The organism is Vibrio sp. E150_011, from assembly GCF_053544015.1.
Window position 1 is genome coordinate 94897 of the sequence record NZ_JBHFOL010000006.1, and the last position, 20251, is coordinate 115147.

The following is a 20251-nucleotide window of genomic DNA, read 5'->3' on the forward strand; positions in this document are numbered from 1 at the left end:
GCTTTTCTGTAACATTTTGTTTACACAGTTCTGTTGGGTGCTTATTTTACTGATCTTTTGACTTTGTAAAACCTGAATACCAGACTGAAAACGTTAACCTTTTGTTAAAGGCGAAGGAATGCATCAGAGCAATAAGCCAATTTGGCGACCAAGCAAACAACGTATCACACAAGCCAACGTAACCCGATTTATAGATAGCCTCGTTCTACCAGAATCGAAACCATCAAGCTTGGGTCTCGATAGGGAAATAACCCGCTACGCCGACCTCCACCAATGGTCGGTGGATCAGCCCAAGTTATTTTGGCAACACGTATGGCAGTTTTGTGGCATGGTGGGTTCGCAAGGAGACAGCGTATTAAAACAAGGCAACAGCCGTTGGCAGCAAGCAAAATCTGAGCGTGATGCCATTTGGTTCCCTGACGCGCAAGTCAATTATGCAGAAAACTTGCTGCATAGTGAGAATACATTGCCAAACGAGCTCGCAATTTGGTTTGAGAATGAACGCGGTGATCAACAGACCTACACTTGGCAAACGCTATGTGAGGAAATATCCAGTGTTCAACAATGGCTCATTGCTTGCGGCGTGCAACAAGGCGATGTGGTCGCAGCCTACACCCCTTACCTGCCGCAAACCATCGTCGCAATGCTAGCCACCACCAGCTTAGGCGCGATTTGGACATCGACTTCGCCTGACTTTGGCGTAGAGAGTGTGATTGAACGATTTGGCCAAGTAAAACCCAAGGTACTGTTCACCTGCGATGGCTACACCTTCAATGGCAAGGCGTTCGATATGACGGACAAAAATCACGACATCAGCGAACACTTAAACGAGCTAAAGCAGGTGTGTTCCATCGGCTATTTAAATCAGAGCGGTCACTTTCAAAAAAACAGCGTTGAGCCTGATGTATTGAGCCAAAGCTGGCAAACCATCATTAATCATTATCAGCCGCAACCTTTGCGCTTTACGCGTGTAGATTTCAATTGCCCATTGTTTGTTCTGTATTCTTCTGGCACAACGGGCAAACCGAAATGCATTGTGCACTCGGTGGGTGGCACCATCATCAACCATCTGAAAGAGCATCAACTTCATTGCGATATTAAACCAAGCGATCGCGTTTTCTACTACACTACTTGTGGTTGGATGATGTGGAACTGGCACGTTTCTGCGCTCGCCAGTGGCGCTTGTTTGGTGATATTTGATGGCAGCCCAGTTTATCCGCAGCCCGATGTACTCTGGGATTTAGCGCAACGTACCAATGTGTCGCTGTTTGGCACCTCAGCTAAATACTTAGAAACGATTGAAAAAGCGCCGCTTTCTCCCGCTAAGAGCCACTCCCTTCCTCACTTAAGAACCCTCTGCTCGACAGGTTCGGTGCTCTACCCTGAGCAGTTCGATTACGTCTACAAGCACATCAAGCAAGACCTGCATTTAGCGTCAATTTCTGGCGGCACAGATATTTGTGGCTGCTTTGTATTGGGTAACCCTATCTCCCCTGTTTATCGCGGCGAGTGCCAATTCGCGGGGCTGGGAATTGATGTACGAGTATTTAATTCAGAAGGACAAAGTCTCACGCAGCGGCGAGGTGAATTGGTGTGCACCAATTCCCTTCCCAACTTCCCTGCAGGCTTTTGGAATGACACTGGTGAGCGCTACCACAGCACTTACTGGGACAAGTTCGACAATGTATGGCATCACGGTGACGAAGTTGAACAAACTATCCATGGTGGCTACCGGTTCTATGGACGAGGCGACACCACGCTCAATCCTGGCGGCGTCAGAATTGGTACCGCCGAGATCTACCAGCAAGTGAATACCATTGAGAGCATCGTTGACTCCATCGCTGTCGGGAAAAATATCGACCGCAATGAACAGATATGGCTGTTTGTTCAATTGCAGCAAGATATGACTTTGAGTGACGAATTGCTGGCAACCATCAAGAGCAAACTCAAATCCTCATGCTCGCCGAGGCACGTTCCAAGCCAAATATTTGCTATCAGCGACATTCCAAAAACACGCTCAGGCAAACTCGTGGAGCTGGCGGTTAAACAGGTGGTCAATGGCAAGCCAGTTGAGAACATGGGCGCGATAGCCAACGCCGATGTGCTGGACGAGATAAAGCGCGTAGCTTCACTTTAATATAAAAATAGAGAGGCTCATTTCTAGAAGAACGTAACTTAGAAAACCCTCCATGGATTGAACGGTATGGCAGTTTTTCCGGTCTTTGAGATGTAACTGATGATCGACAAAATTGTAAGCTGCAGTTCATCTTGCGGGTGATAATACTGATCAGGTGCAAGGCTTTTCAATGCAGCCAGAAAATTCTCCATATCACGGCAGATGTCACGATCATTACTTTGCAAATAACTCAAAGCGGTAATGCCTCTGCAAACATCATTGCGATCATCATTGCGATCATTAATGAGCGCATTAGGTTCACATTGCCCTGCTTCAAGTGGTATCCCACATCGCATCACAAATTGTCTTGTACTTATAAAAATCCTCGACCAAGTAAAAGTAACTGGTCTCAATAGCGTCAGCAACAGGGTTCTAGCGTCCTTGCCAATCCATATCCTTTATTTTGGTACTTTGTTAAATGGCGTAGACTTCCATTCATCATTTACCACAGTTTGTCCTGGGGTATACATTCTCAGAATCGAATACCACTTATGATTGGGTATAGGCAGGAAATTGGGATTATTTTCTTGCCCTTCAACGTTCGAACTCATAGTTATTGTGTATGTGCCATCGGGATTTTGCTGTAATGTCCGGTCCCCCCGAGAGTGGCGATTAAGTGCGTTGTTTTCCATAAGCCTACTGGCCGCACTGTACGCAGTATAAGACCAAAAACCACCTGAATTAATCTCGGGGGCGGTAAATGTCACCGTGTAGTCGAACTTACTGCCATCAAGTGCGTCACCGTCAGAATCAAAGAAGTCTCCTCCGTACATGGTGTGCTGAGCAGGTAAACCCCATTGCCCCATTAACGTTCCGTAGGCGTGTTGGAAGCTTGGAACCTGCGTCATTTGCTGACGTGTACCCAACACATCTCTGGAATCGTCAAAGCAGGCGTTTACAATGCGTTCAGTTCCATTTTTCTGCGCTAGAGCAATCGAATCTAATTCGGACTCTGTCCATTCGTTTGTCGGATTGTCACCTAATTTAACCAGACCGAAAAAGCTCAGAAGCATTGAATCGTGTTGTCGCATAGACCCTTCAGAGAGAATAAAGTTCGTTCTCTCTACCCAATGAGATTGGTCTGGGTCAGGGTAATGTCTGGCAATAGGCTCGGGGCCTTTTTGACCTAAAAAAGCAGACAACGTTCTGATGTTCCAATGATCCATCAATGATTGCGCAGTTTTCGAGTCCTCTCCGCCTAAATCCATAATACGCCCCATCATTTTGACTAAAGGGTGTTCGACGTAAATGACCTCATCGACACTGGCAGGAACGACCCCTTGCCATCCTTCCAATGCATACATAAACATGCCTCCTTTGGAGCCTCTATCCGGTGAACCAAAAGCCGAATCGGTAAAGTGTTGCATGTTCATGGTATGAAATAACCAGTAGCGCCCTTCATCATGGTCAGGAATGGTCACGATTACCGGTTCAGCCCCCACATCCATCCAGCCCATAAGGTGCAAGGTGTCGTTGTTAATGGACGGGTGCGCGGTATATGTGTCATCCGCCAAAGTTCGAATGTTTTGAAACTGATTTAATGGGTAGTCAGCAACAACAACGGTGTCATAAAAATACTTGTACGCCTCATCGATGCTGTACGCGTATTCATAGGCAAGCTGGGCCAACTGCTGGTTATCTTGTTGCGACTGCGCATCGGTTGCCATTTCGATCGGTTTTGTCAGCGAACGTTGCTGGCTTGCAAAGGAGGCGTGGCAACTGACGAAGCTAATAAGTAACGCTACTAATAGTCTTGAAATCATTGAATTCACCAGTGGTGTCATAAGGTAATCATTGTCAGGTTGAGTTAAAAGGAGATAGAAAAATCGGTGGACTTGCGCCAACGCAGGCTTTGCTAAGGCGCATGGTTTGCAAAATCAACTGGTTTGTAAAAACAACTAGTTTGCAAAAGCGCATGACTTACACCAGGGCCTTTTCTACACAAGGGCATTTTTTACACAAGAGAATAGTATTGCGGTGAATACCCACTGTTCATGGCATCCACCATTTTGAGCATTCGTGGCAGTGCATAACGGAAAAACTGCTGATATCCGGCACAAAGTACATTGTGTTGCTGTTCGTTCTCCCCCTTTTCATCCGTTACTTTCTCAATGCGATACTTAGGGCATCCACCCTGGCACAATTGCAAAAAGTCGCACTCGCGACAGTGTGTGCTTAGTGTCGCTTGTTTTTGCTCAGCAAACTCTCTTTGCTGTGTATCCGTCACTAGAAATTGCAGAGGCGTATTGAATCCATCCCCAATTCGGTGCTTTGTATAGCCATAATGGTCGCAGCTATAGACGTCTGCGTTGGCTTCCATCATTAATTGCTGTCCACATTGAGCACTGTGATGGCACATCTGGCTGGGTTGCCCCATTAAAATCATCAGGCAGTTTTCAAAAAACTGCACATAGACCTTTCCAATATCGTCTTTGCACCACTCATCAAACACATCGCAAAGAAACTGCCCCCACTGCTCCCCTGTCAGCGACCAATCAACGCTAGAGCGGCGATCAAGTTCATGATCCAAACAAGGTTGGAATTGAAGATATCGACTGCCTGCTTGTTTAAGAAAATGATAGATTTTCTGACCATGCTGATAGGTTCGGCGGTTTATCACGGTGAGAGTATTAAACTCAATATCATACTCTTTGAGACGCGATATGCCGGCCATTGTACGCTCAAAGCTCGACTGTCCAGTCTTGTCGATGCGAGCCATATCATTGAGCAAGTTAGGCCCATCAATGCTGACCCCTACCATCACATTATGATCTCGAAAAAACAGCGCCCACTGTCGATTGATTAACGTACCGTTGGTCTGGATGGTGTTCACAATTGTTTTGTCGCCTGCCCACCGTTGTTGCTGTTCAAAGGCGTGCTGATAGAACGCCCTTCCACGCAGCATCGGCTCTCCACCGTGCCAGATAAAATCGACGCTAGTGTGTTTTTTTGGTTGAGACTCGATGTGATTTTTTACGACGACATCAACCATTTCACTAGGCATTTCGGAGGGACGACAACCCTCATTGGATAAATAGTAGCAATAGCTGCAATCGAGGTTACACGTTGCCCCAACGGGTTTTATGGTTAAGCTATAGGGTAGTTTTTGCATCGTATTCTCTGGTTAATGTGCAACAGGGCAATGCGCCTTAAGATCGGCTAACAAAGTAGGGAAAAGGGACGTTGAAGAGACGCAATCACCTTGCACATAAGCGTTGTGATTACGTCAGCGTCATCAGTTAATGGTGTCGTTCCCCATACCCACACCCGTTCCTCTTTGGACGGGAGGGTATTCCACTAACGATTGCTGGTATTCACCAATTGCCTGATAGAAGTAAGGCAACACCCAAGACTTTTGCTTCATCCAGTGATACCAACCATGAGTATCCGGCGAGCGTTCATAAGGGTCAGCTTTTATGTCCACTAGGACACCAAAAGGCCATGCTTTAGCAGGCTCTGTCCAAGTGGATTTGGTTTTTAGATGGACCTTCCACTGATTAACTCGAACCGCATTAAGATCGCCCTCGTTGTAGAAGAAAAACTCTTCTCGCTGACTTTCTTTACCGTTAGCCAGCATGTCGAGTTGATTGTAACCATCGATATGTGCGACGCGATTTACGCCTTCAATCTCTTTACCTTCAAGCAGTTGCTGCTTGATATTTGGCTCTCCAGCAGCCGCCATTAAGGTTGGCACCCAATCTTCCGCCGACATTAAACCGTCAACGTACTCACCTTTTGGTAGTTTACCAGGCCAGCTGATAAGCATAGGTACTCGAAAGCCCCCATCCCAGGTGGTGCCTTTTTGCCCTCGAAAAGACGCGGCGCCAGCATCGGGCCAGTGATCAGTGTTCACCCCGTTGTCTGAAGTAAACATGATGATGGTATCTTCGAGCTCTCCCATCGCTTCTAATTTGTCCAGAAGAACACCAATCTGAGCATCCACCTCTTTCATGGCGTCATAATAAGTGTTGGTTTGACTCGAACCTTGATATTCCTCGCTCACATGCGTAATGGTGTGCATACGTGAAGGGTTGAACCACATAAAATAGGGTTGTTCATCTTGGCTCGCTTGATGAGAATCGAGCCAGTTAAGCGCAAAATTCAGGAACTCTTGATCGATTTGCTTCATGCGCTCTTTTCCTAGCGCACCTTTATCGGTGATCTCCTGCTTCCCTACCACACCAAATCTTGGATCAACATTCTCATCAAAGGTTGTCGTCGCCGTTGAGTGGATGACGTTTCGAGGGACACCAACAAAGTTAGGGTCGTTTGGAAATTCAGGCTGCTCAGGCATTTCCATTACATTGAGGTGGTATAAGAATCCGTAATACTCATCAAAGCCATGCACCGTCGGAAGATGGTTATTATTATCGCCTAGATGTGACTTACCCACGTGAACGGTCGCATAGCCCTTTTGCTTAAGTAGCTCTGCCAGCGTTGGCGTTTCTTTTTTCAAACCCAGCTTTGAACCGGGTTGCCCAACGGATGTCAGTCCTGTTCTAAACGGGTATTGGCCAGTGATGAAGGCCGCTCGGCCTGCAGTAGAACTGCTTTGCGCGTAATAATCACTGATCATCAACCCTTCATTAGCAATTCGGTCGATATTAGGCGTTTTGATCGCACCAAGTCCGCGGTGATAGGCTGAAATATCCATAGGAGCAACATCGTCCAACATAATGGCGACAATGTTTGGGCTCTTAGCCATTGCGCTGGTCGCGAGCAATGTAGAGGAAGCGGCGACAGACAACGCGATCGCACTTTTCATGAATGTCTTCTTCGGTGATTTCATGGCAATTCTCTGTTAATTGAATAGCCAAATAGTACCCAAAGCCGCTAAAAATGAGCCTATAGCAACTATTAATATTTTTAATACAGCGTTTAATTATTGAGCGTATACTAGTGTGCGATAACTCTGCACCCTGCTGGCAATAACCAAGAAGACGGTCTCACGCAGAAAATGAAAGAGAACAATGATTATGAATAGAGATTTAAACTTATTGCGCTTACTGGTGGTACTCAGTGAAGAAAAACAGACCATACGCGCAGCCAAAAGATTACGCGTGAGTCAACCAACCATCAGCGTGATGCTGCAAAAGCTCAGAGAGCAGTTTCAAGACCCACTTTTTGTGCGCAATAAGAACGTGTTTGAGCCCACAACAAGATGCAACGAACTGTTAGTGCAGCTGCCTATGATGCTGGAAGAACTGGATGCACTGTATGTGAATCGTAGCGAGTGGCAAATAGACAATCTGACGGGAGAGATATCACTGATTTTCTCGCCCCCTCTTATGAATACGTTGGCCATTCCTATGGTCAGTAAAATAAGCCTTCTTGCGCCAGACGTTACCGTGAACTGCTACCAGTGGGGATTTGATGCACTGAGGGATTTGGAGCTTAAAGCAAACTGCTGGGGCTTTAATTATCTCCCTATGGAAACCAGTAAATATCTTATGCAAAAAGACATCGGTGAGGATGAGTTTGTATTGGTTATGCGTGCCAAGCACCCTGTCTCAGGCAATACTGTTGAGGACTATATACATTACCCAATTTGCATCAACTTAATCCAAGGTGAAACCGAGTTTTCAAGAAGTGAAAAGCTCATAAAAGCGCTTAATATTAACAAGCATATTAATATTAGAACCAGCGACCTTGGGGTGATGTTAGGAATTGTGAAACAGAGTGATTATTTGGGTATTGTGCCCCAAAATACGGCTCTAAATTTATCGGAAGATTTTCGCTTTGAACCCTTGCCTAAATCACTGACTCAAGAGGCTCAGTTTCGACCGTTTTCATTGTTTAGCCACCAGCGGAATCGAATGGATCCGTTTACGGAATGGCTGTTTCAAGAATCCAAAGCCATTATTGAAGCCAATCGTGAATAAAATAATCGATGTCTCTGTTTCTATCTTTATTTCTAAAGGCTCAAGTCCCAATCCCAAGTTTCAAATGACAGAGAAATGCTATTAATATTTTTAATAAACTTTATAGCCAGTCTTCGATATTAGCCTGGTCGCTCCTTTGATAGCCTCGTAAGACATTAGACCGCCTTTCTTTAAGGAACGCCCCATGAAAAAAACACTGTTTTGGCTGAGTATCCTACTGTCATTTACAGCCAACGCAACCGCCTCAGACTCGGTGTCTGCCGAAGAAGAACTCGCCTACCAACTTGGCGTACAAGCCTTCATTTACGGTGCAGGGCCATTAACCGTTGCTGCCGTAAGAGAAACCTCAACCTCGGTGGATATCCCAATGGACAATGCCATGGCACCGATGAATCAGATGGGTAAAACACGAGCATTATCCGGCCCCGACACTCGCATTGTACCCACAGTGAACAACGACACTCTTTACTCGCAAGCCCATTACGATCTCGACGTCACCGGTCCTATGGTGTTGGAGTTGCCGCGTACAGATGAGCGCTACTACATTGTTCAACTGTTGGATGCGTATTCTGAATCGATCGACGACCTTTACGCCGCGAATACCGGTAACCAAGGTGCAAAGGTACTGCTTGTCACTAAAGATTGGCAAGGAGCCCTCCCTAAAGGGATTGATAAAGTAGTGAGATCTCGAACCCCGAATGTCTGGCTTATCCATCGCACCGGGGTTGCGGGTGAGAGTGACCTAAATGACGCTCTTGCCATCCATGATTACTTTCTTAGCTACCCGTTGAGTGAGCTAGGGCAATCTCATCACTCAATCACACTCGGTGAATCTTCAGGTGGCATTCCACCAATGGCCAAACCGAAAGGCTTGGAATGGTATGCTTTGATCGATAAAGAGTTGCGCAAAAACCCTCTACCGGAAGATGCGGCCATTGTGGAACAGTTTCAGATAATAGGCATTGGGGGAAACACTCCTTTTAACGCCAACGCATTAACTGAAGCTCAGAAGAAAGGTCTGCTGCGCGCTCTGGAATCATCGTCTGCCATAATTCAGTTTGCAGGACGCAGCCTAGGCACCACGAATAATGGTTGGTCTATGATGTTTGAAGGAGGACGCTATGGCCACGACTATTTAAGTCGCGCAAGCATTAACATGAGAGCTGCAGGTCTGAATGTCCCTGAACGCGCTATTTACCCAAATCGCTATACAGACTCCAATGGTAAGCAGCTGTCTGGTGAACATCGCTACAAAATGGTTATGCCGGCTGATACCCCAGCGAATGCATTTTGGTCTCTGACCCTGTACGACGCTAAAGATTTGTTCATGGTTGAAAATGAAATCAATCGATACTCACTGTCCACCAATCGTAAAAGCGAATTGAAATTTGCTAGTGATGGCACCCTGCCGATTTGTATCCAGCATCAACGCCCCGCTGACGATCAGTGTAATTGGTTGCCTGCCCCAGAAGATGAGTTCTATCTCCATATTCGCCTGTACGAGCCAACCCAAGCAGTATTAGACAATGACTATCCGATGCCACAAGTAATAAAAATTGAACATCACCAATAGGCCACGCGATTTTGCTGTTTGTCTTCAATAACAACGATAACTGAATGGCATCGAAGAGAAAGACGTTAGCATTATAAATCTTTGAGTACTTATTAGAGTGAAGACAGTGTTTTCGCTCTCAATAACAGTGTTTAGGATTGAATATACTTCTTCGGCAACGGGCCTTCAAACTTGACGTTCCAAGAGTTGACGCTGATTTACGCTAGTTGAGCAGCGTCTTCTTGCCGAGTTTTTCTGAATCTGAAAAGGGTTTACTGAGTCGAGATCGGCACAAGCAATACTGGTCACTAAGCCAAGCGACTTGGACTTGCCATACCTATAGTTATCTATGAATCGCTCATATTCAATTTTTAGAAACTCATTTCTGCCCCATTTCGTGTTTAGATAGCAGTAAACCTTCATAAGAATAGTTTGGTCACCAGATTATTGACCAAACTCAGCCTTAGAGAGTGCAATATGGTTCAAGACTGCGAAAAAGTACTTATCTTGAACATTTTGGTTGTAATGTGCAGAGACAGCCTATCAAGCAATCCATCAGACCTTAGGGCAACACTGCGCACCACAACCAATGTAGAATGATACGTAGCGAAACAACAAAAATAGTCGTTCAGTTCAGTGCTTGCTATTCAGAAACCACAGTCCATTTCATTAGGCTTGGATCAGCTTCGTCACACTGAATCAGTTCAAGTGGTCGCTTTACCCACGGGCCTGCTTCTTGTGTTTCCGATGTCACTGCTAAACAGTAGCTTGTATCTGCTTTAAGTCTGAATGTTTGATCTTCTTTATAAATAAAGCCTTGGTGCTTCGCATCACTACATTCTAGTAGTGCTAACTCGCTCTTTCCTTTCGCCAAAAGTCCCTGCATACACAATCCTTCAAACGCATAAGATTGAATCCTATTTGCTTCGCTGTCGTATTCAAATCTCACATCATGCCCTGAATAGTTACGAGGAGAACCTTCTGGAGCCTTAGGTTTACAAGTGTGCGTTTGCATTAATTCAGATTGGCCTGGGCCATATGTATCAATACAGAATCCATAGCCGTTTGGTTCATCTAAGTTCTCATTCAACACAATATAAGGAGGCTCTGTAGGTACATTGGGTTCTGCTGCAAAGAGGATTGAAGGTGCAAAAATAAAGGCAGAAGCCACGAGTAGTTTGGTCATTCTTTTGTGTTTCATATCAATATCTTCCTTTTGGTGATATTCGTGTACGCTTAGTACTCTGTCATTTTCGTATAGGCGATGACAACTTTTATATAGATCAGTTAATTATATGCTTAATGATTGAAGCTTTCGGTGAAGTCGACGATTCGGGCTGCATTAACGCCCTTGTCACTTCGACCGATTCTGGATACGCTTCTTATATCGATATGGCTTCCTGTGTTCAATGGAGTGATCTGAACAACGACATCATCCATAAAGCCAAAAAATGTCGTTATATCTGTCGCTTCAAAACGAAATGTCTCGGGCTCTTTAGCAACAATTTCCCAACCTTTATCCTTCGCAACACCTAAGGCTTTTTCATACGCATCTACTGCAGAAAGGTTCGATTGTATTGACTTGATGTGCGGGTATGCCTTTTTCTGTATTGCTGCGACGGCTTCTCCTTTGTAAATCAAAGAGTTTTTCGCCCCCTCGCGTGTATCATCCAGCACTATGAATTCAGGCGGATTGTCGGTGTTTGTTGTAATATCATGAATCGCTGGGGCGCGTTTTGAAGGCTTAATGATACCTTGAATCATCGGTGCGATTAGCGCTAATCCAACAATAGTTGCTATCAAAGATTTAAATAGACCAACACGATTAGTTGAAACCGCATGATAGATGAGACTAATACAGCTTAAGCCAAGTAAAGATAAACCAATTGGGTTGAGATAACTTCGAATATAGCCAAAGCCAACAATGGGATCCCACAAGTCCAAATGAGCGCCAAAAATCATCACGGCAACGGCTAAGAGTGCGGAGAAGGCGATGATTAACAATAATGTTCCAATATGAGATGTACGGGCGTTTGTCATTTTCTATCCTTGAAAGTTATCTGAAATTTGGCTAGAGAAATAATGAAACTCTATCTTAGAATCATAATTTCAGAGATAGTGATAAGATTAGCAGTTAGGTGGTTAACGTGGGGTTAAGGCCGTTGTTGGGAATGAAAAATAAACGGATTAATAATGCAACTTAGCCATACTTGAAATAATCCGTCACTTACTAATTTAGCAAATGCACTGACTCGTTTCTGTCCAGTTCCGAGTTTGCGCAACAAAACCGTTAATACTTATCTCTGAAACTTGCCTTACTATTATTAATAACCTTTCAAGGTATTCTTTAATAGCGAGCATTTTTGCATTAGATGGTGGGACTCCATGTGCTTTGAGAACAGCAATATAGAATGCTTTCACGTTTTTGAGAACAATCTGGCGCGGATCTCATCGTAGAGCGAAACTAATGAAAGTCTCTAATAGACTCTGAATATATTAGCACAAACCAGCGCCTTTACTTTGGATTTATCATTTACAAAAACGGGGTGTACCATACAATTTGTCCAAAAAATGTGCTTAGCCACCACTAGCACATTTTTAAGCTGGCTTTGTGCTAGTGATTGGCTGAGGGTCATCACTTTGAAATTCACTAGGGCGGTTACTATGCTTCAATTAGCCTTGGAATTAGGTCAGCTAACACGCCAGAAAATTTTGCGTGCTGATCTTTCTGCCAATGTATCCCTTCAATTTCGCACGGTTTAATGAACGTAGCCGCATCTAAGAAGTGGCAGCCTAGCTCATTTGCACGAAGTTTATAGTAGTGACCAAGTTGTTTAGACTTCTCTTCTGCGTCTTCAAACCCTTCTTTCAGTGGATTGACTTCGAGTACATGGGTTGGTGAAACTAACAAGACATCAATAGGTTTATCTTGAGTAGAGTGCTGAAAATTCTGTGCCACTTGAACGAGTCGCGCAGCACCTTTAGATATATCACTAGCAGTAACATTGAATCGAGATTTAAGGTCATTGGTTCCGAGAAGTATGACTACTAAATCTGGATGGTGACTTTCTAAACATGGGAGAAAGTAATCGAGACCTTTTTTACCTGGCTCATAGGGGTCTTCAAGTACAGTGGTACGGCTATTTTGACCTTCTTCGATAACACGAAATTGCGATGGAAGCTGCGACTGAAGCAACATCGTCCAGCGTTCATTGTCGTTATATCTACGCGGCGAATCTGGTGAACAACCCCAAGTGTTGGAGTCACCAAAACACAATATTGTTTTCATGAACTAAAATTCCTATGTATTACAAAAGTATCAATAATTATATGGTGAATATTTTTACTATTGTCATGATAATGTTTGTGTAGTTGATGATTGAATTTGGTCAGCTATATATCGGCTGGCCGTTTGATTTCGATACTAAAAGTTATGCGAATAGCCAGAACATTATTTTAATCCTAACGCGGAATTGTCCAAGAATGTGCCCGTTCGGTTTTCATGAACGAAGAATAAATTCTGGCATGTTACTGCCCGACAAATAAAACTAACCGTCATCCCCTTGAACAAGGGGATCTTCGTAAGCGCGTTGTGAACCTATTCGTGTGTTATTCATTTCTATTTAAGTGAGTCACATGCTGATGAAGATCCTCGTTTGCACGAGGATGACGGCCTAATTGGGATGGGTAGAAGAGCCTGAGAGCTTCTGTCCAAAAGCTTCATAAATCCAGTATATGTAGCTACATTTCCGCAGCTCCAAGAAAAAAGCCCTCATTGCAACGCGACGAGGGCTTAAATCAAATCCCAATAATCTAACCGCAGTTTAATTCACAGCGTAGTGTTTTCTTGCTGCATCGAGGATCTTGTTGGCTTCCACGTCGTCACCCCAGCCTTGCAGTTCCATGCCACCACCTGGGCCTTTGTAGTTTTCAAACCATAGGCCAACGATGTCTTGAACACCTGGATAGGTAGTGTTTAGATCGTTTAGAGAAGTAACATCTTTAAATGGTGAATCGTTAGTGAGAACGCCAACGAGTTTGTCGTCTTGCTCGCCATCATCTAGCATTTTCATCACACCGATCAGACGTACAGGAACAACTTCACCACGTGGTACAGACTGACCAAGAACAATCACATCTAACGGGTCGCCATCACCACCAAACTCTTTTGGTAGTGCAGTACGTGGGATAGAGCCGTAGTTACCTGGATAGCCAAGGTAGTTAACCACGCGTGGTGCGCCTTTTTTGTGCTCCCAGATAACTTGCTTGTCATCGTCTTTACTTAGTTCCCACTTAGCGGAAGTACCTGTTGGGATCTCTACAATTGCATTGACGATGCCATCAGCAGAAGCTGCTGGGTAATCATTAAAGCTTGAGTTTGCTTCAAGGGTAAATTGGTCTAACTGTTTTAGTGTGGGAGCTGACGCTGCTGCTAAGTCATAGCTTAAACCATTGGCGGTAGATGTGGTTTTGTAACGCAGCATGTAGTCAACCTTACCGCGCTCTTTGAACAGTTTATCGAAGCCTTTTTGGTGGTATGCGCTAAACTGCCCCATCTGCTTAACCGAGAGCTTTGAACCACCAACGTTGTTGGTATCCATAGATAGGATATAGTTGCTAACCGCATTGACTGCCTTTGCGTAACCTTCGGTAGAGTTTAGATCAAAGTCGGCTGCATCAATCGCTTTGCGTACCTCTTTTGACCAGTAGAACTCTAAGAACGGGACTGGTTGATTTGGCTTGTTCCAGCCCACATCACGAGAAAAGTACATCAGTGAACGGTATTGATCGTTAGCGAAGTTGGTTAACCCAAGAGAGGTTGGAAGTTGTTGATAGCTAATCGCTTCGCCGTTGTTATCAAACAGCCATGTATTACCGTCTTTTGCCATTTGGTTCCAGAACGCATCCATGTTTTTGAGGTTGCGGTAATCTTTATCAATCACCACATTCACATTGAACGATGCGCCACCTTGCGACATGCGGTAGAACACATTGAACGTATGATGACCGTCAGTCAGGTAGTATTCACCGTTGGGTGCGATAACCACTGTCTTCATGTCTTGTTTACGTGCACCTGTTTCCATTTCACAGGTGAAAGTCGAAGGAATATTCGGGTGTGCTTGCTCTTTTATGCTCGCTACACCTTTTTGACCGTTGGCTTCACAGATTTCATCAAACATCTTTTCTTGGTCAAATTGGTAACGACCCAACTTGTACATAATTTGGTCATAACCCACAGATGGTTGAGTTGGTTTTAACTCATGGAGACCAAGGTTAATAACATTGCCTTCAGAGACATTGCTTGCGTGAGTCGGTAAGGCGAAGATAGCCAGAGCGCCAATCGTGGCAAAAATCCCAGTCTTATTCATAAGTCTCTCTATATATGGAATAAAAATTCATTCGTTAAATTAATATGCAATCGTGACATTAATATTTCACTTTGATAAAGAAGATGTTGCAGCCGTTCTGTGGTGGGTGATTGATTTCGGCCTACCGATTTTAGGCTTTGCTATACCTCAGGTAATCCGTTGAGTGCTAATTTAGTAAGGCCTTGTCCAGGAACGTGTCCGCTCAGTAAAGAATAGACTGTGTCATTTTACTGCTCCCACAAATAAAGACTAACCGTCATCCGCTTGAAAAAGGGGATCTTCATCAGCGCGTAGTGGACCTATTTTGATTTCATTCATTTCTAATTAAGTGAGTCACACGCTGATGAAGAGCCTCGTTTGCACGAGGATGACGGCCTAATAGAGATGGTTTGAAGAGCGATAAGCTAAGAGGGATCTATCCAAGAATGTGCCCGTTCTGTTTTCATGAACGCAGAATAAATTCTGGCATGTTACTCCCCAACAAATAAAACTAACCGTCATCCCCTTAAAAAAGGTATTTCATTCAGCGCGTTGCGAACTCGATGTACTTAACTTAATCGAATTTTTTCAATTGTCTACGCGCTTTGTGAGATCCTCACTTTCGTGAAGATGACGGATATTGTTAGTTGGAGGAAAAAGGAAAGTAAACCGTTTATCTCCAAAAACGATTTTGGTGGCGCAAGAGATGAGTATTTACGTTTACAGCGGTGCATCCGCATCCGCTTGGTTTTCAGGCATTGCATCAATAAAGGCAGGCAGCTGGTTACACGCACCCACAATCGAGTTAATCAACGGATAAGGCGACATATCAACCGCAAAGCGCATCGCGTTATAGACTTGCGGCACCAAGCAGAGATCGACAATGCATGGCGAATCTGTGAGGCTATAAATCGAATCACCGTGTGTTTTTCGGTGCTTCGCTAACTTCTCCTCTAGCGCACTGAATCCTTGGTGAACCCAATGATGAATCCAATCCATTTTCGCCTCTTGTTCGCAAGACAAACCCCTCTCTAAATACTGCAGCACACGCAAGTTGTTAAGAGGGTGAATTTCTATCGCGATATCCTGAGCCATTGCTAGTGCTTGATAGCGCAGCGGTGTGTGCTCAGGAATGAACGAGGTTTTTGGGTAGGTTTCGTCCAAATATTGCAAAATCGTCAGCGACTGATTGAGCTGAACCTCACCATCCACCAGCACGGGCACGAGTTCACTTGCATTGAGTTCTCGATATTGTGGGTCATGCTGCTCGCCGCCATTACGCACTAAATGCACCGAAGCAGACTCATAGTTGAGCTGCTTTAGGTTCAGCCCAATACGCACTCGATAGGCTGCCGACGAACGCCAATAGTCATAGAGTGTGATGTGCTCATTCATAAAATGCGCTCGCTCATACAAAACCCCTCATTATGTGGATCATAGCGCTCGATATTGGCTCACTTTTTGGTCAATCGCGCCAAAAATAGACTCTCCTGCCGCATCAAACATCTCTAGGCGAATTGAGTCACCAAACGACATAAATTGCGTCGCTGGTTTGCCATCTCGGATGGTCTCAATCATGCGTACTTCCGCTATGCATGAATACCCCACGCCTCCTTCAGCAATTGAGGTGCCGTGATCCATGCCTTGCTTATTCGATACCGTGCCAGATCCAATGATTGCACCCGCCGATAGTGGGCGAGTTTTCGCGGCATGCACAACTAACTGTGCGAAATTGAAGGTCATATCAACGCCCGCATTTGGGCAGCCAAAAGGCTGGTCGTTGTAGGTTGAGATCAGCGGTAAATGTACCTTGCTGCCTTTCCATTGTTCGCCAAGCTCGTCGGGTGTGACCGCGACCGGAGAGAACGCCGAAGACGGTTTAGATTGGAAAAAGCCAAAGCCCTTAGCAAGCTCCGCGGGAATCAAGCCGCGTAGCGACACATCGTTCACCAACATCAGTAAACGAATGGAATCGTGCGCCTGTTTAGCATCTGCACCCATCGGCACATCGCCTGTCACAATGGCGACTTCACCCTCAAAATCGATACCCCATTCGTCGCTGGCAAATTCAATATTGTCACGAGGACCGATAAACGCGTCTGAGCCGCCTTGATACATTAAGGGGTCAACCCAGAAGCTTTCTGGCATTTCAGCGCCACGCGCTTTACGCACCAACTCAACGTGGTTGACATACGCACTGCCGTCTGCCCATTGATACGCACGCGGCAGAGGTGATTCACAATACTGGGAGTCAAAAACTTCACTGCCTGACACCTGCCCGTGGTTTAACGCGAGGTATAACGCTTGCAACTGTGAAGCCACGTTATCCCAGTTATCCAATGCCACCTGCATGGTTGGCGCAAGATGCATGGCGTGGAAGATTTCAGTGGCAGCGACACACTGTTTGAGATCTTTGCTCACGACCATCAACAGCCCATCACGAGTGCCATTTTTCTTGGTTGCTAATTTCATCCTTGTTGTCCCTTACTTCTTATCGTCAGCCGACTCTTGCCAGCTATAGACATATTCTTTGTTCTCAACGCTATCGAGTTCATCAGAGAACTGCAGTGCATGGCGAGTATCGATCATCACGGCCACTTCATCGGTGAATTTTTTCTTGTGCGCTTGCCCTGCTTTGAAGGCTTTAGGATGAGGCCCGTGGGTAAATCCAGCTGGATGGAAGGTCACCATGCCCGCTTCAATATTGTCGCGGCTGAAGAAATCTCCCGCATGATAAAACAGCACCTCGTCGTAGTCGTCGTTGTTGTGATAGAACGGCACTTTCAATGCACCGGGGTCGCTCTCAATCGGACGCGGCACAAAGGTACACACCACAAACCCAGCGCCCACAAATGTGGTATGTGCGGAAGGAGGTAAGTGATAGCGATGTGACATCAGCGGCCTAATATCTCGCCAATTCACTTTCACTACCGCTAAGTCGCCATGCCAACCAATCGCATCCAATGGGTTGAACGGATAGGTGATCACACTCACTTTATCGTGGCGTTTTACCTGAACCTGAGTCTGGCTTTCTGCATACTGAGTGCGGAACTTGTCATTGATCGACGGGATATCGAGCACGGCTGGATCAAACACCGCGTGATTACCGACCATGCCCTTTTCTGGCAAGGAATACGCGGCATCGGTATTTTCGATCATCAAGATGAACATCGGCTCGCTTGGCTCTAAGCGCCAATTGGTCGAGCGTGGGATCATCACGTAATCCCCTTCGCTCAAGGCTAAATGGCCATAATCACAATAGAGATCGGCGCTGCCTTGGTGAATGAACAGCAGCTCATCCCCATCAGAGTTACGCACCAAGAACTCCATCTTCTCATCCATTCGCCACACGCGGATTTTGCAGTCAGCATTGTGCAAGAGATGAGGCACCGCCCAAGGGGTTATCTGGCTGGCTTTTTCCACTAGCGTAAAATCAAACGCACGCGGGCGTAAATCACCCTCCCACTCAGACCACCCTGTTGGGGCATGTTGGTGATGAAAGTGAGCTGCAGGACCGAAGAAACCACTCCGCCCCGCCTCCCTTTCATAAATAGCCTCTTTGGGAAAGTCGGCATGCGCTTGTTTGGAGCACACGCCCTCCCGATGAGGAAACGAGATCCATTTATGCATCGTCTAATACTCCCCGACGAATCTGGTCCTCTTCAATCGATTCAAACAACGCCTTGAAGTTGCCTTCGCCAAAGCCTTCGTTGCCTTTACGCTGAATAATTTCAAAGAACACTGGGCCGATGACCGTCTGCGTGAAAATTTGGAGTAAGATGCCGTCTTTGGTAGGCGCACCATCAATCAACACACGTAATTCGCGCAGCAAATCGGTGTCTTCCCCGTGGCCTTTCACACGCTGATCGACTTTGTCGTAGTAAGTATCTGGGGTTGGCATGAAGTCCATGCCGTGATCACGTAAGGTTTTCACGGTTTTGTAGATGTCATCGGTGGTGAGCGCGATGTGTTGAATGCCTTCGCCGTTGTATTCACGGATGAATTCTTCAATTTGTGATTTGTCGTCGGAAGACTCATTGATTGGTATTCGTATTTTGCCACATGGCGAGGTCATGGCGCGGCTCACAAGGCCTGTGAGCTTACCTTCAATGTCGAAGTAGCGAATCTCGCGGAAGTTTCCAAGACGCTCATAGAACCCAGACCACACGTCCATGTTGCCTTGCTTAACGTTGTGCGTGAGGTGATCGATTTCATACAATCCAACATTGGCTTCGGCCATGCGTTCTTCAGCATCATCGTAAAATCGGAAATCCACATCATAGATGCTCTGCTTACCATAACGATCGACAAAATAGAGCAAGCTTTCACCGATGCCGTAAATGGCAGGAATGCTCAATTCCATCGGCCCTATTTCTGTTTTGTACTCTTCACCGCCGCCCTTGAGCGCTTGCTCCATTGCAGCCGTAGCTTCGTTAACCCGAAAAGCCATGCCACAGACCGATGGTCCATGTACCTTGGCGAACGCTTCCGCTTGACTGTGTGGCTGTTCATTAACGATAAAGTTGATGTCACCTTGTCGATACAGCCAAGCCTCTTTTGAACGGTGCTTGGCGATTTCAGCAAAACCAAGTGACACAAACAGCGCTTTAAGTTGCTCAATTCCCTTGTAGTCAACGGCGGTATATTCAACAAACTCGAATCCGTCCGTGCCAAGCGGGTTGTATGTATCCACCATGAACTATCTCCTTGTACCTGTTGGTGTCGTGTTGTGTTTTTTTGTCCTTTATTAAATTTGGCTCACAGGCCGAGATAAGGAAATTCATGGATGAAAATAGCCCATCATGGTTAAACCCCATCAGGTTGTAAAATAATTATTACACGCAGATAGCTAAATCAGGAAAGTGAATAACACCAATGGATTGAATGGCGGTGGTTTGATTTACAGTCAAGCGCCAGATGTGAATGAATTGTTACAAGGCGGCCTTTTCATCGCGAAGGTATCACTTACACAAACGCTTCTAAGACATAAAACGCTATAGTCAGTGGCTTAATAAGTTTTAAAATGTTCATGAATCGAAACAACACGCGGATGAAAACGTGCTTTTTCAAGGGGATGAAGAGAATTTGGACTTGCGGGTGCAATGACGGGACATAGTCGATTCCGTGTTAGCGTAGAGCAACACGGACACACCTTTGTCCAAAGCTTTGGACAAAGCTTCTTAGCGTCATTCGAAAAACATGAATAACGTTAAGTACTGTCAATTCGAATCACAGGATGTCCAGCTTGGCTGGTGCCGCACACTTCAGCTCTGTTTTCGCTTTGAACTTTGGT

15 protein-coding genes are annotated in these 20251 nt (G+C 45.5%); 3 read left to right on the plus strand and 12 right to left on the minus strand.

What is annotated here, in order from left to right:
- The first annotated feature begins 118 nt into the window (after positions 1–118).
- Positions 119–2137 (plus strand): acetoacetate--CoA ligase, encoded by a 2019-nt coding sequence (locus ACE1OE_RS11690; RefSeq protein ID WP_449211158.1) that lies wholly within the window; start codon positions 119–121, stop codon positions 2135–2137.
- Positions 2138–2175: 38 nt separating this feature from the next.
- Here ACE1OE_RS11690 and ACE1OE_RS11695 read toward each other — a convergent pair whose 3' ends face one another.
- The 4 genes from ACE1OE_RS11695 to ACE1OE_RS11710 form a co-directional block, all read right to left on the minus strand.
- Entirely contained in the window at positions 2176–2472 is a 297-nt protein-coding gene (locus tag ACE1OE_RS11695; RefSeq protein WP_449211159.1) for a hypothetical protein, read from the minus strand.
- A gap of 102 nt (positions 2473–2574) precedes the next feature.
- Complete coding sequence (locus ACE1OE_RS11700) at positions 2575–3843, minus strand: DUF1254 domain-containing protein (RefSeq protein ID WP_449211255.1); 1269 nt, start codon at positions 3841–3843, stop codon at positions 2575–2577.
- Positions 3844–4130: 287 nt separating this feature from the next.
- Positions 4131–5288, minus strand: a complete 1158-nt coding sequence (locus ACE1OE_RS11705; protein ID WP_449211160.1) for an anaerobic sulfatase maturase — start codon at positions 5286–5288, stop codon at positions 4131–4133.
- 123 nt (positions 5289–5411) lie between these two features.
- The gene (locus ACE1OE_RS11710; RefSeq protein ID WP_449211161.1) at positions 5412–6941 is read right to left on the minus strand and encodes a sulfatase-like hydrolase/transferase; all 1530 of its coding nucleotides are present in this window, start codon (positions 6939–6941) and stop codon (positions 5412–5414) included.
- 211 nt (positions 6942–7152) lie between these two features.
- Between ACE1OE_RS11710 and ACE1OE_RS11715 the strand changes: the two genes are divergently transcribed.
- Both ACE1OE_RS11715 and ACE1OE_RS11720 read left to right on the plus strand, forming a co-directional pair.
- Positions 7153–8058, plus strand: coding sequence for a LysR family transcriptional regulator (locus ACE1OE_RS11715; protein ID WP_449211162.1), 906 nt, complete (start codon positions 7153–7155; stop codon positions 8056–8058).
- A 184-nt stretch (positions 8059–8242) separates the two neighbouring features.
- The gene (locus ACE1OE_RS11720; RefSeq protein WP_449211163.1) at positions 8243–9631 is read left to right on the plus strand and encodes a DUF1254 domain-containing protein; all 1389 of its coding nucleotides are present in this window, start codon (positions 8243–8245) and stop codon (positions 9629–9631) included.
- 622 nt (positions 9632–10253) lie between these two features.
- Here the strand turns inward: ACE1OE_RS11720 and ACE1OE_RS11725 are convergent.
- The 8 genes from ACE1OE_RS11725 to hppD all read right to left on the minus strand — a co-directional run bounded on the left by ACE1OE_RS11725 (position 10254) and on the right by hppD (position 19654).
- On the minus strand, positions 10254–10811 hold the full coding sequence (locus ACE1OE_RS11725) for a ricin-type beta-trefoil lectin domain protein (protein ID WP_449211164.1): 558 nt from the start codon (positions 10809–10811) through the stop codon (positions 10254–10256).
- Between the two features lie 98 nt (positions 10812–10909).
- Entirely contained in the window at positions 10910–11650 is a 741-nt protein-coding gene (locus tag ACE1OE_RS11730; RefSeq protein WP_449211165.1) for a DUF1499 domain-containing protein, read from the minus strand.
- Between the two features lie 622 nt (positions 11651–12272).
- A complete protein-coding gene (locus tag ACE1OE_RS11735) occupies positions 12273–12899 on the minus strand; it encodes an SGNH/GDSL hydrolase family protein (protein ID WP_449211166.1) in 627 nt (208 codons plus the stop codon).
- A 535-nt stretch (positions 12900–13434) separates the two neighbouring features.
- Positions 13435–14979: a ParB-like protein gene (locus ACE1OE_RS11740; protein ID WP_449211167.1), complete on the minus strand. Its 1545-nt coding sequence runs from the start codon at positions 14977–14979 to the stop codon at positions 13435–13437.
- 699 nt (positions 14980–15678) lie between these two features.
- Positions 15679–16353, minus strand: coding sequence for a maleylacetoacetate isomerase (gene maiA / locus ACE1OE_RS11745; RefSeq protein WP_449211168.1), 675 nt, complete (start codon positions 16351–16353; stop codon positions 15679–15681).
- Between the two features lie 39 nt (positions 16354–16392).
- Positions 16393–17430 (minus strand): fumarylacetoacetate hydrolase family protein, encoded by a 1038-nt coding sequence (locus ACE1OE_RS11750; RefSeq protein WP_449211169.1) that lies wholly within the window; start codon positions 17428–17430, stop codon positions 16393–16395.
- Between the two features lie 12 nt (positions 17431–17442).
- Entirely contained in the window at positions 17443–18588 is a 1146-nt protein-coding gene (locus ACE1OE_RS11755; RefSeq protein WP_449211170.1) for a homogentisate 1,2-dioxygenase, read from the minus strand.
- Positions 18581–19654, minus strand: coding sequence for a 4-hydroxyphenylpyruvate dioxygenase (gene hppD, locus ACE1OE_RS11760; protein WP_449211171.1), 1074 nt, complete (start codon positions 19652–19654; stop codon positions 18581–18583). The genes ACE1OE_RS11755 and hppD overlap by 8 nt, the downstream gene beginning before the upstream one ends.
- Positions 19655–20251: the final 597 nt, after the last annotated feature.